Raw genomic sequence first — 13479 nt, forward strand, 5'->3', positions numbered from 1 at the left:
CTTCATCCGTACCCGAACGAGCGCTTCGCGTCATGACTCAAGGCAGGAGCCGTATGCGGTAGTGCCGCACGTACGGATCTGTGCGGGGGGCGAGGAGCAATCCTCGTCCCTACCGCGACCTTCAAAAGCTCAGTTGGTGGAAATGCTAAATATCAGCGATGCAGCATTGAGGCGGCTGGCTGAGGGGGTGCTGGTTACCAAGAATTGTTGGGTATATTGCAACGGGAGGAAGCTTTGAATTTACTCAGGTACTTCGCGCTAGTGCAAGCAATCCGCCAGATCATTGGAGAGCACTTCAAGCCGAGGCTTGTCGATTTATACGACAAGGTCTCTGAATGCGAGTTGAAGTTCAGTATTCGAGCAATCGATTGATCAGTGATCTTCCATCGCTCGTGAGCCCATGCAGTTCGAGACATCGTAGAACGCGGCCATGTGCTCGAGTTCACAGCCAAGGCGCGCCTACACGCATCATCATGTCACGGGCATTTCTAAGCGTCGTGAGCGAGCTTGAAGACCGACACTGCTTGGACCAGCAACTGTGCTTGCAACTTCAGACTTTCGGCGGCAGCTGCGCTTTCCTCCACCAGAGCGGCGTTTTGTTGTGTCACCTGGTCCATCTGATTGATGGCCAGGCCTGCTTGGGCTACCCCGGCGCTTTGTTCAACGCTGGCCGAGCTGATCTCGCCCACAATGTCGCTCACCTTCTTGATCGATTCGACAATCTCTTGCATGGTCTTGCCTGCATGGTCTACCAAGGCCATGCCATGACTCACTTGCTCCACACTGCCGGTGATCAATGTCTTGATCTCTTTGGCCGCATTGGCGCTGCGTTGAGCCAGGTTGCGCACTTCGCTGGCCACCACGGCAAAGCCTCGGCCTTGCTCGCCTGCTCGGGCGGCTTCCACTGCGGCATTGAGTGCGAGGATGTTGGTTTGAAAGGCGATGCCGTCGATGACCGCAATGATGTCCGTGATCTTTTTGGAGCTGTCATTGATGGCCTTCATGGACTGCACCACATTCTCGACGACTTCTCCACCTTGAATGGCCACAGTGCTGGCACCCAGGGCCAGTTGATTCGCCTGCCTGGCGTTCTCGGTGTTATTCCGGACGGTTGAACTTAGCTCTTCCATCGTGGAGGCCGTCTGTTGCAAGGCGCTGGCCTGTTCTTCGGTGCGTTGGCTCAGATCAGCATTGCCTTGGGCGATTTGTGCGCTAGCAGTGGCCACGCTTTCGGAGTTCCCTCGGACCGAGTGAACGATGCCTGACAAGGATTGCTGCATGCGTTGTACCGCAGCCATGGTGCTGGTGGTATCCCCCGCGCGCAGTTTCACCGGCGTGCCCAGTCTGCCATCGGCCACACGCTGGACGGCTTCGCTGACCTGGCCAGGTTCGGCTCCCAATGCACGGGTCAGGCTGCGGGTGATCGAATAGCCAGCACTTGCTGCAGCCAATAAGGCCGTGAGGCAGGCCACCAGCAAGTAGGCCTTTTGATTTGAGTACTCTGCGGCGGCAGCGCGAGTCAACGCTTGCGCCTGGTTCGCCCCGTAGGTCGCGTAGTCGTCGGAGGCCTTGATCAAGGCGGCCAGTTGCGGGCGGCATTCATCATTCATCTTCGCAATTGCCTCGGCTTGCTTCTGGTGCAGCGCCAGATCGACGATGGCCAGCGCAATGGGGCCGTACTTTTGCTCGACCTGGCGGATGTCTGCGACCAGTCTCTTCGCTTCCTCGGGCGTGTCGGCGTTGTTCAACATGGCGATGAGCTTGGCTAGAGCGTTCTGCACGTCCTCATGCGCCTTGACGACTGCCGCGTTTTCCGCCTTCACATCGGATGGTTCGGTGACTAGGACCAGGTTGCGTGCAGCGATGGCCCTGCGATCCACGGCGGTGCGCACGAGCGTGGCCAGATTGGCTCGCGCATTGATGCTGTTGACATATGACGAGAAGCGTTCGTTGGCATCGTTCAAGGATTTCAAAGACAGTCCCGCCACCAGAAGGACCAATAACGCGAGGGTGCCAAAAGCTGCAGTCAGTTTGGCCTGCACGGTCATGTTGTTGAATCTCATGGTCGCAATAGTCGTTAGATGTAGGGTTTCGGTCAGTGGCTGGGCATCTGAGGCCAATTGACGGACAGGAAGGGGGGGCAATTCAGGGAAAAATGCCGTCGCTGTACGCGCCCGCTGATGGCCCCGAGGTGGAGTGTCCGAAGCTTCTCGCTGCATGATGTTTCTTTGCGCATGTTGAACATCCTGTTATTTCGGATCAGGTGGGGCCTGCATGTATAGCAAGGTCGGGCATCAATTGAGTCCTTATCGGCCAATGCGGGGGCTGCGCCCTATTGAATTGGCAAGGGGTGCCCGGTCCATCTCTTGAAAGCCCGGCCCAGGCTGCGCACATCGCTAAATCCAAGCGCGGTGGCAACCTCCATCGTTGATCGGCGTCCGAGTAAAAGGAGTTCCAGCGCACGAGACCTGCGTAGCAGGTCCAGAATGCTGTAGTAGGTCGTGCCTTCTTGCGCTAATTTTCGCCGCAGCGTGCGTTCGTTCAGGCCCATTGCTGCTGCCAGATCGGCAGGTGAGGGCGGCATCTGCAGGTTGTCCCTGATCGCCGGCTCCACGAATTGGCGAGAAAACACTGCTGCGGATGAGTTTGCTCGTTCTCGAAGCAGGGCTGCCGACGCCATTTTCATAACTGCCGAGTTCGCCGAACTGATTTTGTCCGAGCGCTTGCCCAAGTCAACGACCAGCTTGTTCTCCATGCAGCCGAACAACACCGGACATTGAAAAGTATCTCTGTACCGATCGACGTTGGCGATTTGCCTCGATACCAGTTCAATCAAACGGGGCTGGAAGTGGTCACCAGTGATCACGCGGCCAGCCTGAGCCAGCGCAGCGAAGGTGGCATCTACCAAGATGTGCTCTATGGAAACGTCTGCGAATTTGACTGACGCTATGATTGAAAGCTGGCGATCTTCTTGCCTGGCATGCAGTGACAGGAGACATCCGGCCGCTTCTTGATGTTCAAGGCCAAAGGCGATGGCTTCTTTAAGCGTGGGACAAGCCATGGCGCCCAAGCCAACCAGTCCCCAAGACATGATGTGATGCTGCTTGCCAATGATCAGGCCCAAGTCAGGATCTTTGAGCGTGGAGATGACACGCCAGATGGCTTCGCTTGCCTTGGTATAGCTGAGCCTGAACTCTGGTCGCTTGAGGTCTTCAATTGAGAAATCAAGTCCTTGCAGGATGTGCTGGGTATCCAGCCCGTGTTGCTGAAGTTGCTCAAGGCAGTAACGAACAACGAGAGGATGGACCATGGGGTCCGGGCCGACCACGAACGGTGCAAGGCGTTCAGCGCCCAATGTCCAACCCTTTTGTTCGCGGTAAAAGGGTTTTTTGATGACGGGCATCTTGGCTTTATTTTCTGCAGGACGTTGGCGCAACACCTGTCCAGCGTTTGAATGCACGTCGAAAATTCCGTACGTCAGAGAATCCCAACGAAGTAGCAACATCCGCGACGGAAGCATCAGACGATTGCAAAAACTCCACGGCTTTTGATTTGTACACTTTGTCTGTCAGTGTTTGGTAGCTCATGCCCATTTGCGCCAGCTGGCGGCGCAAGGTACGTTCACTGGTGCCAAGCGATGCTGCCACTTCGGTCAGTTTGGGCGGCGATTCCAGGCGGCCACTGATCACGCGCTCAATGGTCTGGCAGATGTCGAACTGTTGGAACTCGGCCAACTCGCGTTTGAGTAATTCGGTCACGTGGGTGAAAACGACTGCGTCGGCGGTTGGCAATTCCACATCCAGCCAATCAGCAGCTATGGCCAAGCGATTGGTGTTTTGCCCGAACTGAATCGGGGCTTGAAAGAACTTGTGGAGGGCATCTTCGTGCTCAGGTTTTGAGTACGAAAAATCAAGGAATTGAGGGGTGATGTTTTTGCCAAGCGCTGAACGCAGCAATTGCAACAGCGACGTGAATAGCTCGTCGATGAAGAACGCCGCGACAGAAAGGTCCTCATGATCAGCCTTGGCCACAAGACAGAGTGTGCCGTCTTCGGCATGTTCCAAGCATATCGATAATGGAGATCCTAAGGCGCCTGGATAGCTGGGCACTAGTTCAAGAAACTGCCTCAGCGATTTGCTGGTGGCTATCGCTAAGCCCATTAGTCCGGAATCGACAATGTTGCGCATGCAACCAACTTGGTGCCCTAGGTGTGGATCCGGCACCATGCGGATGGCTCTGCGTACAAGGGATTCGATTTGCCTGCAAGAGAGCTTTAAATCGGGGGACTCGAACCCACCTGTTGTCAGACCCATATTGCGACACAGCTCGTCAGGATTTTTGTCCCGATGACGTATTTCTTCAATGATGTGCCGTATCGCGACTGGGTTGATACTTGAGGTTGCGTGCATGTAAGCTCCAGCATGTCGGCGGTTTCTGGACCCTGGCGGCCTTGATCTTTGACTGGATATGAGTCTCAAGCCGGGTAGGCGCGCTGCAGCAGCCGCGCCACGTCGATCTGCCGGATGTCCACGCAGCCCACGACCGAGCCCCAGCCCCTGCCCAGGCGGGTGGCGATGAAGGCTTCCGCCACGAACGAGGGCGCATGGCGAAGCAGGAGCGTGGCCTGCCCCGCCGTGACCAGACGCTGGGCGAAGAGCCGCCCCATCCCCTGCAGGTGCTGGGGATCCGTCTTCAGCATCGCCTGCAGCAAAGACAGTTCCTCAACCAGCAGTGGGTGGCCTGTGGCGTCTTGCGCCAGGTCGCTCAGCAGGGCCATGGCCGAAGACGGGTCCTTGGCGATGGCGCGCATCAGGTCCAGGCACATGACGTTGCCCGAGCCTTCCCAGATCGAGTTGACCGGAGCCTCGCGGTACAGGCGGGCCATGACCCCTTCATCCACGTAACCGTTGCCGCCGAAGACCTCCATGGTCTCGCCGGTGATCTCGACCGCGCGCTTGCACACCCAGAACTTGGCCGCAGGGGTCATCACACGCTTCCAGGCGTACTCGATGGAGTCGTGGTCGCGCTCATAGGCCATGGCCAAACGCATCATCAGCACCATGTTGGCCTCGCTCTCCAGCGCGAGGTCGCACAAGACCGCCTGCATCAAAGGCTGATCCGCCAGCCTCTGGCCGAAGGCCTTGCGCTGGCGCGTGTAGGCCAGTGACTGCACCAGGCCCTGGCGGACCATGGCAGCGCTGCCCACCACGCAATTGAGGCGGGTGTAGGTGGCCATCTCGATGATGGTGGGGATGCCGCGGCCGGGTTCGCCCATGAGCACGCCGTAGGCATCCTTGAACTCGACCTCGCTGCTGGAATTGCTGCGGTTGCCGACCTTGTCCTTGAGCCGCTGCAGTTCGACGGCGTTCTTGCTGCCATCGGGGCGCCAGCGCGGCACGAAGAAGCAGGTGGGCGCGCCATCCGGCGTCTTGGCCACCACCAGGTGGGCGTCGCTCATGGGGGCGGAGAAGAACCACTTGTGGCCGCGCAGCGTGAACTCGCGGTCGCTGCCCGCGACGGGCGTCGCGACGGTGGCGTTGGCCCGCACGTCGGAGCCGCCCTGCTTCTCGGTCATGCCCATGCCGATCCAGATGGAGCGCTTCTGTTCGATGGGCAGGTCGCGTGCATCGTAGTCGGTGCTCAGCAGACGCTCATGGGTGAGCCCTGCCAGGCTGGGCTCTCGCGACAGCAAGGGAATGGCGGCCTGGGTCATCGTGGCCGGACACATGGTGCCCGCCTCCACCTGGTTGGCCATGTAGAAGCTGGCGGCCCAGGCCGACCAGCGGCCGGTGTCCTCGCTGGCGAAGGGCAGGGACACCAGGCCGTGGGCCCGGTGCATGGCCATGAGCTCATGCCAGCTGGGGTGGAAATCGACTTGGTCGATGCGGCGGCCCCGGGCATCGAAGGTCTTGAGTTCGGGGGTGTGGCGGTTGGCCAGGCCGGCCAGCTCGTAGGTCTCGGCACGCCCCAGGCGTTCGCCATAGGCCTGCAGCCGGGGGCTGAACGACTGGGCCCGCGCCTGCTCCAACGCGTCACGCAGGGGTTGGTCGGTGGTGTGGAGGTTGTAGTCGCTCAGTTCGTCGAACTGATTGCTGACGTCGTGGGTTTGCCAGTTCATGGGGTGCCTCGGGTGGATGGAGAGGGGCGGGGCCAGGGCCGCGTCACAGGAAGCGCGACGCGAGCTCTTTCATGATTTCGTTGGTGCCGCCATAGATGCGCTGCACCCGTGCGTCCGTCCACAGACGGGCGATCGGGTACTCCTTCATGTAGCCGTAGCCGCCGAAGAGTTGCAGGCATTCGTCCAGCACCTTGCACTGGTGATCCGACACCCAGAACTTGACCAGCGCTGCCCGCTCCACGCCAAGCTCGCCGCGCAGGTGCGCGGCCATGGCGGCATCCACCATCGTGCGGCTGGCCATGAGAGTGGCCTGGCACTCGGCCAGCTTGAAGCGCGTGTTCTGGAAGCTGAACACCGATTTGCCGAAGGCCTGGCGCTCCTTGGTGTACTGCAGGGTCAGGTCCATGGCCAACTCCATGGCGGCCACGCCGGTCAGCGCCACGATCATGCGCTCTTGGGGCAGCTCCTGCATGAGCTGGAAAAAACCCGTGCCTTCCTGGCCGCCCAGCAGGTTCTCACAGGGGATGACCACGTCGTCGAAGAACAGCTCGGAGGTGTCCTGAGACTCCATGCCGATCTTGTCCAGCAGGCGGCCACGGCGGAAGCCGGGGGCCTCGTCTGTCTCGACCACCATCAGGGAGATGCCCTGGGCGCCGGCTTTGAGGTCGGTCTTGGCGACCACCAGCAGGAGGTTGGCCAGCCCGCCATTGGTGATGAAAGTCTTGCTGCCGTTGAGGCGGTAGTTGTCGCCTTCCTTGACCGCCTGGGTCCGCACCCCTTGCAGGTCGGAGCCGGTGCCCGGCTCGGTCATGGCGATGGCGCCGATGAGCTCGCCCGTGGCCATCCGCGGCAACCAGCGCTGCTTCTGCTCCTCGGTCCCGAAGTGCAGGATGTAGGGCGCAACGATGGCTGAGTGCAGCGAGCCACCGAAGCCGCTGAGGCCGCACAGGCCTTGGGCCAGCAGGAGGGCCGCCTCGTGGCCGAAGTCGCCGCCAGCGCCCCCGTAGGCTTCGGGCATGGAGGCGCAGAGGAAACCCTGGGCTCCCGCATCCAGCCAGGCGCTTCGGGGCATGATGCCCGCCTGGCGCCACTGCTCATCCTCCGGGCACCAGCGCTCTTTGAAGAAGCGTTGGGCCGAAGCCATCAGCATCTGGTGTTCGTCGGTCATCCACTCGGAGGGAAATTGCTTGATCGGCATAAGGGCCTTTGGTGCGAGACTGAGCGCGTCGCCATCCATCCCGTCCACACGAGCAGATGAAGCTCTAACGCCATGCCAAAGATTCTAGAAAAAAGGGACCGCCCAGGTGTTCGGCTTTCGGCCGCCACGCGCCGCAAGCCTCAGCAGTCACGGGCCAGGTTCAGTTCCGAGGCCCTGCAGGAGGCCTTTGTTCGGGTTTTGCTCGAGCGCGGCTACGAGCGCGTCACGGTCCGCGAGGTGGCGGCCGTGGCGGGCGTGGGCGTGGGTACGTTCTACGAGTACGTGGCCAACAAGGAGGCGCTGGCCGCACTGACCATCCACATGTGCGTCAAGCAGCTGGCACAGGCTCTGCAGGTCAGCACCGAACGGCACCGGGGCATGCCGCGCGCCGACATCGCCACGGCCATCATCAACGACCAGATCGACCTGTTGATGGGCGAGTCTGACAAGTGGCTGGCGCTCTTCCTGCTGGAGCGCCGCGTCTCCAGCCCCCAGGCGTACCGAAAGCACTACGACCAATACGTGGACCTGTGGCGGCAGGCCTTGGCCTCGGCCTGCGATCCTGTGGCCCCGGAGCGGCTCGACGCGGTGGCGCGCATGGTCCACGCCATCATGTATGGCTGGATCACGCAGAGCCTGATGACGCTGGGGGCGGGCCTGGACAGAGCGTTCCTGAAACAGGAGGTGTTGGGGGCCGTGCGAGCTTACCTCCGTGAAGCCTGAGGCCGGATGCCCGCACCAGTGCCCTATCACTCCCAGTTGGTTCCACCAAGGCGAATCTCAGTCAGGATCAGGTTGGCGTTTTGAGCACGCATTCGGCGAGTTAGGCACGTTCATGACTCATAGCATGGTGAGGTCAAGCCATGGAGATACAAGGAATCATGAACTCGTCTGCGGCCCTTCTGAAGCAGCGCTCGACCTCGCTAAAAACGTGGCTCTTGCGGGCAATGGCGTCTATCCTCAGTCTGATCATGCTGGTCTATGGCTTGATTGTCATCGACACCGGCATCGTCAATTTTCGAGGGGCAGGCAATGCCGAGGTGGCGGCCAAACGCTCCGCACTGGTGGAATCTGCTGATTCAGGGCGCCCGTTGGAGGCGCCTGCCGAGATTGCCAGACATTCAAGCGTGGGCATCGCCATGTTGGGCCTGATCACCTCGCCGACGTTTGCTTATGGGAGCCGAGGCCTGGGCGACCAGTTATTGCATTACGCCACCATGCCAAAATTCAATGGCATCGCGCTTTCGCTGCACAATTTAATGGCCGGCTCATGCATGCTGTTCGGTGCTCTGCAATTCTGGCCTGCCCTGAGGCGCAAATATCCTCGCCTCCACCGTGGCATGGGGGGGTATTACCTGGTCACCGCCCAGTTGGCCATGATCGGCGCGCTGGGTTATATGTTTCGAACCCCCGTAGAAAAGATTTATGACCAACTCACATTTTATGTTGAGTTGTGGGTGCTTGCCATTGTGGTGACATTTTCTTTGTGGACGGCGATGTATGCCTTGAAGCAAAAACACATTGCCCAGCATCAAGCCTGGATGACGATGAGTTATGCCATGCTGCTGACTGCACCTATTGGCCGCATGGGATGGTTCATATTTGCTGCGGTGGCACCTGGCATGCGTCAGTTGGAGGCAAATTATGCAGTTTCTGATCCTTTGATACCGCTGTGTTTATTGTGTGGCTATGGGCTTTTCACCGTGAATCGGTGGGTTCAATCGGAACGCACTGATCAGTCAGCCGCCAAAATCGCACAGGACTTCGGCCTTCAGATGAAATTTGGACGATTGCTGGCTTGGCTTGCATTGATTGCCATTTTAGTTGCAGGCTGGACAACCATTGAGCACTTCCTGTTGTCACCTGGTTTTACACCAATGCCGTTGGCCGCGGAATTCATCCCCCAAGGCGTGATCCAGACTCACGACGGCATCATCGCCACGCAGATCGGAACCAGATTACTTTTTGCTCTGGCCTTGATGCTCGGCCTGGCATCGGGCGCCCATTTCTTGTGGAAGATATTCGTGGCGCGGCCGACTGAGGTGCAAATCCTTGGGCCGACCGCTTGGGTCCTTGCCTTGAGCAGCGGCATGGCTGGCAGTATTTATTTGTCTTGGGGGTGGCAGATCGGCATGCCCAGTTTCGCGACACTGACTGGCGGCGCCATGCATGTTTTCGGCGGGCTTGCCACGATGGGCTTTGCGGGACTTTTGGTTTGGGCCTTGCTCAAGAGGCAGTCAGCCTGGGTGAAAGAGTGGGCTGTTTTTACCGTGGCTTGTCTTTTGTCCATGCCTGGTTTTTACTGGTTCTTGCCTGTGCTGGCGACCTTCGGCATCGATGCTCAGTTCATCCAGTCTGGGCATGTCTACCGCCTGGCCTGCAATTCGCCCTGGATGCTGTATCTCACCTTGGCCTATGTTGCCGCCATGTACAGCCAGGCCACTCACAGCCGCATTGCGCGTTGAACCTCCCACTGCCATGCCAACATCCGACCGCACGCTCAAAAGCCTGACCTTTCCTATCCAGTACCTGGAGATCGCAGAGTCCCTTGCCCGGGAGTTGGGCATGGATGTCGAGCTAATCTATCAGCACTGTGGTATCGATTTGCCCAGGCCCTTTATGCCATGGCAGTCTATCAATGGAAAACAGCTCAAACTGGCGCTGGCCTACTTCCTGAGTTTGTGCCCACCTGGCAAGTTGCCACTGGTGACCCTCATGGAGCACTTTCCGCTGACGGCACACGGGCCGCTGGGCATGCTGGCCTTGACCTCCGCTAATCTCGACGAAGCACTGCAAGGTGTCATGCGTTACGCGACGCTGGTGATGCCGGCGTGTGAATTACATCGCATGGAATTCAAGGGCGATATCCACACCATCATCGAATGCAGGCACGACTTTGGCGAGGTCGACGCCTTTTTCACGGAAATGGTCGTGGTGGCCCCTTTGAAAATATTGTCTTTCCTGAGCCGACCTTTCACGGGAGGCACAGTTTATCTCAAGCATGCGGCACTCGGTAACCAGGCCGATTATGAGGCGGCTTTTGGCCTGAAATTTGTTTTCAATGCCAGGCAGAACAAAATCGTGCTGCCCAAGGTGGACATGAGTATTGCTCTGATTTCACGCAGCAAGGCCTCGCACCTTCTGATGAAAGCCACGCTGGAGCAACAAGACCGATCGCACGCACGGCTGAAACCGCTCACAGGTGAAATTAAACGGCATTTGCACGCGGCCATGGTGCAGCAGCGATTGCTCAGCGCAGATACTCTGGCACAAACCTTGGCATTGTCCTCCAGAACACTGAGCAGGAAGTTGAAGGAGGAGGGCTCCACCTTGCCTCAATTGCGCACTGAAGTGGGCATTGAATATGCCGAGGTTCTACTGCTGGAAACCAGCAAAACAATTTCCCAGGTGGCCAGTGCAGCCGGTTTTGCCAATGCGCCTGCTTTTGCCCGCGCGTTCAAGCGCGCCCATGGTCAAACGCCCTCCGATTGGCGCGCCGGCTTGGGTCAGGCGGAAGTGGCCATCCCCCAGGAAAGCGCATCGTCCATTTCTGTCAAGGGCTAGCGCGGCTGAAATTGCCTTTCGAAACACCATCTCAAATTTGTCCCGTTGGAGTACCTGATGCAAACAAATAGCCCCCACGCACCATCGTCATTGGAAGAGATCAATGTGCACACACCGTTGCTGATCAATGGCGTGCGCATCAAGAACCGGATTGCCAAAGGCGCCTTGAGTGAAGGCATGGCCACCTTGATCGAAGGCGACGTCACCCCAGCCTTGCTTCAACTTTACGAAGCCTGGGGAGCAGGTGGACTGGGTCTGTGCATCACCGGTAACGTGATGGTGGACGTGCGAGCCAAGAATGAGCCGTGCAATGTCGTCATCGAAAACGAGAAGGACTTGGCGCAACTGCGACGCTGGGCCGACATTGGCAAGAAGCACCAGATGGCCTTGGTAGTGCAACTTTCACACCCAGGCAAGCAATGCCCCAAAGGGCTCAACAAGGAAACCGTGGCGCCGTCTGCCATCGGATTCGGGCCGGACCTGGCATCGATGTTCGGTACGCCACGCGAACTGAGCGAGTTGGAGATTCAACTGATCATCAAGCGCTTTGGAGAGGCGGCCCGCATTTGCAAGAAAGCAGGATTCGATGGGGTACAGCTCCACGGAGCTCATGGCTATCTGATCAGTCAATTCTTGTCGCCGTTGCACAACCAGCGCAAGGACCAGTGGGGCGGTTCACTGGCCAACCGCATGCGCTTTGTGATGGCTTGCTATCAGGAAGTGCGGCGCGTGACCGGCAATCGTTTCATCGTGGGCATCAAGCTGAATTCAGCGGATTTTCAAAAGGGTGGTTTCAGCGAGGACGAGGCCGTTCAAGTCTTCAAGGCATTGGATGCTGCTGACATCGACTTCATTGAGGTGTCCGGTGGAACCTATGAAGCCACCGTGATGGTGGGGATTGGCGAGCACAAGAAAGAAAGTACGCTTAAGCGAGAGGCTTACTTTCTGGAGTTCGCTGAGAAAGTGCGCCAGGAGGTCAAGACCCACATCATGGTGACGGGCGGGTTCCGCACACGCCAAGGCATGGACACGGCTCTCAAGAGCGGCGCTTGTGACCTTGTCGGGGTGGCACGCCCGCTCATCATCGATCCAGAGGCTCCGGCCAAGCTGCTGGCGGGCACCGACATGCCTGGCACGCCCACAAGACGCACAGGCATCGCCAAGTTGGACCGCAACGCCCTGACAGAACTGTTTTGGTACAACGCCCAGATGAAGCTGATTGGCAAGGGCAAAAGGCCCAACCCCCAGATGTCGGCACGCTGGATGTTGTTCTTCTATCTCCTCACCAACCTTCCCAAGGTCTTGCGAGGGCGTTTGAGGATGCGCGCATGAGTCAAGCCAGCAACATGCCGCCCTACCACCTCGTTGTTTTTGGTGCCACCAGTTTCGTGGGCCAGATCGTCGCCCGCTATCTGTGGGAGAAGCATGGTGTGGGCGGCTCGCTGAACTGGGCACTTGCAGGCCGTTCGATGGACAAGTTGCGTGAGGTGCGGGCCGCACTCGGCCTTGGTGCGCAGAGCCTCCCCATCCTGGTTGCCGACGCCAGCCGCCCGGCTGAGCTGACGACGCTGTGCCAGCAAACGCGCGTGGTGGTGTCCACGGTTGGGCCATACGCCATCCATGGCTCGGCCCTGGTGAAAGCGTGTGCTGAAACCGGCGCCGACTACTGCGATCTGGCGGGAGAGGTCCAGTGGATCAGCCGCATGCTCGATGAGCACGATGGCGCAGCCAAGGCCAGCGGCGCCCGGATCGTAAACTGCTGCGGCTTCGACTCCGTCCCGTCCGATCTGGGCGTGTACTTTCTGCAGAAGCATGCCCGCTCGCGGCTGGGGCAACCCTGCAGCACCGTCAAGTTCCGCATCAAGGAAATGCGGGGGGAATTCTCCGGCGGCACGGTGGCGAGCATCTTGAACGCCATGCGCGAGGCGGTGAAAGACCCGCAGGTGCGCGGCGTCCTTTCAAACCCCTACGCCTTGTGTCCGGGCGTCCAGGGTGTGCGGCAAGCCAACGTGCGGGGGGCCAGGTATGAAAAAGACATCCGCAGTTGGGTCGCCCCCTTCGTGATGGCCGGTATCAACACCCGTGTGGTCCACCGCTCCAATTTGTTGACCGGCCGGTACGGCGTTGGCTTCCGCTACGACGAGGCCATGATGGTGGGCCCCGGGATCAAGGGTTTCGCCATCGCCGCGGGCATCACCTTGGCAATGGGTGGCTTCATGGCCATGGCCATGTTGTCGCCTACCCGCCACCTGCTGGAAAGATGGATGCCCCAGCCGGGCGAAGGCCCCAGTCCCGAAGTGCAGGAAAAGGGTGGCTTCGACATCCGTCTCTTCGGGCGCACGGCTGACGGTCAGTCCCTGGGTGTGAAGGTCACGGGAGACCGCGACCCAGGCTATGGCTCCACGGCCAAGATGCTGGGAGAGGCTGCGCTCTGCCTGGCCCTGGAAACGGATCGATCGCAGCACGCTGGCGGCTTCTGGACCCCCGCCTCGCTCATGGGCGATCGTTTGTTGACACGCCTGCAATCCGACGCCGGCCTGACTTTCGACGTGCTCTAAGTTCGCGCCAAGCGTGCGGCTTTCTAGGCCGACAACCGACC

Annotated in this window: 10 protein-coding genes; 5 read left to right on the forward strand and 5 right to left on the reverse strand. The window is 59.4% G+C overall.

Going from position 1 to position 13479, the window contains the following annotated elements; genetic code table 11:
• Positions 1-488 precede the first annotated feature (488 nt).
• The 5 genes from PSV38_RS13120 to PSV38_RS13140 form a co-directional block, all read right to left on the reverse strand.
• Positions 489-2063, reverse strand: a complete 1575-nt coding sequence (locus PSV38_RS13120; RefSeq protein WP_300548094.1) for a methyl-accepting chemotaxis protein — start codon at positions 2061-2063, stop codon at positions 489-491.
• A gap of 269 nt (positions 2064-2332) precedes the next feature.
• A complete protein-coding gene (locus tag PSV38_RS13125) occupies positions 2333-3460 on the reverse strand; it encodes an AraC family transcriptional regulator (RefSeq protein ID WP_300548096.1) in 1128 nt (375 codons plus the stop codon).
• Complete coding sequence (locus tag PSV38_RS13130) at positions 3411-4409, reverse strand: AraC family transcriptional regulator (RefSeq protein WP_300548098.1); 999 nt, start codon at positions 4407-4409, stop codon at positions 3411-3413. Before PSV38_RS13130 ends, PSV38_RS13125 begins: the two co-directional genes overlap by 50 nt.
• A gap of 65 nt (positions 4410-4474) precedes the next feature.
• On the reverse strand, positions 4475-6118 hold the full coding sequence (locus PSV38_RS13135; RefSeq protein ID WP_300548100.1) for an acyl-CoA dehydrogenase family protein: 1644 nt from the start codon (positions 6116-6118) through the stop codon (positions 4475-4477).
• 43 nt (positions 6119-6161) lie between these two features.
• Positions 6162-7316 (reverse strand): acyl-CoA dehydrogenase family protein, encoded by a 1155-nt coding sequence (locus tag PSV38_RS13140; RefSeq protein ID WP_300548101.1) that lies wholly within the window; start codon positions 7314-7316, stop codon positions 6162-6164.
• 72 nt (positions 7317-7388) lie between these two features.
• Between PSV38_RS13140 and PSV38_RS13145 the strand changes: the two genes are divergently transcribed.
• The 5 genes from PSV38_RS13145 to PSV38_RS13165 all read left to right on the forward strand — a co-directional run bounded on the left by PSV38_RS13145 (position 7389) and on the right by PSV38_RS13165 (position 13438).
• A complete protein-coding gene (locus tag PSV38_RS13145) occupies positions 7389-8039 on the forward strand; it encodes a TetR/AcrR family transcriptional regulator (RefSeq protein ID WP_300548103.1) in 651 nt (216 codons plus the stop codon).
• A gap of 158 nt (positions 8040-8197) precedes the next feature.
• Positions 8198-9781 (forward strand): DUF2306 domain-containing protein, encoded by a 1584-nt coding sequence (locus tag PSV38_RS13150; RefSeq protein WP_300548105.1) that lies wholly within the window; start codon positions 8198-8200, stop codon positions 9779-9781.
• 13 nt (positions 9782-9794) lie between these two features.
• Entirely contained in the window at positions 9795-10880 is a 1086-nt protein-coding gene (locus PSV38_RS13155; RefSeq protein ID WP_300548107.1) for an AraC family transcriptional regulator, read from the forward strand.
• Between the two features lie 57 nt (positions 10881-10937).
• Positions 10938-12212 carry an NADH:flavin oxidoreductase/NADH oxidase family protein gene (locus PSV38_RS13160; protein WP_300548108.1) on the forward strand — a complete coding sequence of 425 codons (1275 nt, stop codon included), beginning with the start codon at positions 10938-10940 and terminating at the stop codon, positions 12210-12212.
• Positions 12209-13438 (forward strand): saccharopine dehydrogenase NADP-binding domain-containing protein, encoded by a 1230-nt coding sequence (locus tag PSV38_RS13165; RefSeq protein ID WP_300548110.1) that lies wholly within the window; start codon positions 12209-12211, stop codon positions 13436-13438. The genes PSV38_RS13160 and PSV38_RS13165 overlap by 4 nt, the downstream gene beginning before the upstream one ends.
• Positions 13439-13479 lie beyond the last annotated feature (41 nt).

Source organism: Aquabacterium sp. (genome assembly GCF_029946005.1).
Lineage (GTDB): Bacteria > Pseudomonadota > Gammaproteobacteria > Burkholderiales > Burkholderiaceae_C > Aquabacterium.

What these genes read in the sequence shown, in the direction of transcription:
- PSV38_RS13160 (WP_300548108.1), top strand. Translation starts at nt 10,938, where the DNA reads ATGCAAACAAATAGCCCCCACGCACCATCGTCATTGGAAGAGATCAAT.
- PSV38_RS13165 (WP_300548110.1), top strand. Translation starts at nt 12,209, where the DNA reads ATGAGTCAAGCCAGCAACATGCCGCCCTACCACCTCGTTGTTTTTGGT.
- PSV38_RS13120 (WP_300548094.1), bottom strand. Translation starts at nt 2,063, where the DNA reads ATGAGATTCAACAACATGACCGTGCAGGCCAAACTGACTGCAGCTTTT.
- PSV38_RS13150 (WP_300548105.1), top strand. Translation starts at nt 8,198, where the DNA reads ATGAACTCGTCTGCGGCCCTTCTGAAGCAGCGCTCGACCTCGCTAAAA.
- PSV38_RS13130 (WP_300548098.1), bottom strand. Translation starts at nt 4,409, where the DNA reads ATGCACGCAACCTCAAGTATCAACCCAGTCGCGATACGGCACATCATT.
- PSV38_RS13155 (WP_300548107.1), top strand. Translation starts at nt 9,795, where the DNA reads ATGCCAACATCCGACCGCACGCTCAAAAGCCTGACCTTTCCTATCCAG.
- PSV38_RS13140 (WP_300548101.1), bottom strand. Translation starts at nt 7,316, where the DNA reads ATGCCGATCAAGCAATTTCCCTCCGAGTGGATGACCGACGAACACCAG.
- PSV38_RS13135 (WP_300548100.1), bottom strand. Translation starts at nt 6,118, where the DNA reads ATGAACTGGCAAACCCACGACGTCAGCAATCAGTTCGACGAACTGAGC.
- PSV38_RS13145 (WP_300548103.1), top strand. Translation starts at nt 7,389, where the DNA reads ATGCCAAAGATTCTAGAAAAAAGGGACCGCCCAGGTGTTCGGCTTTCG.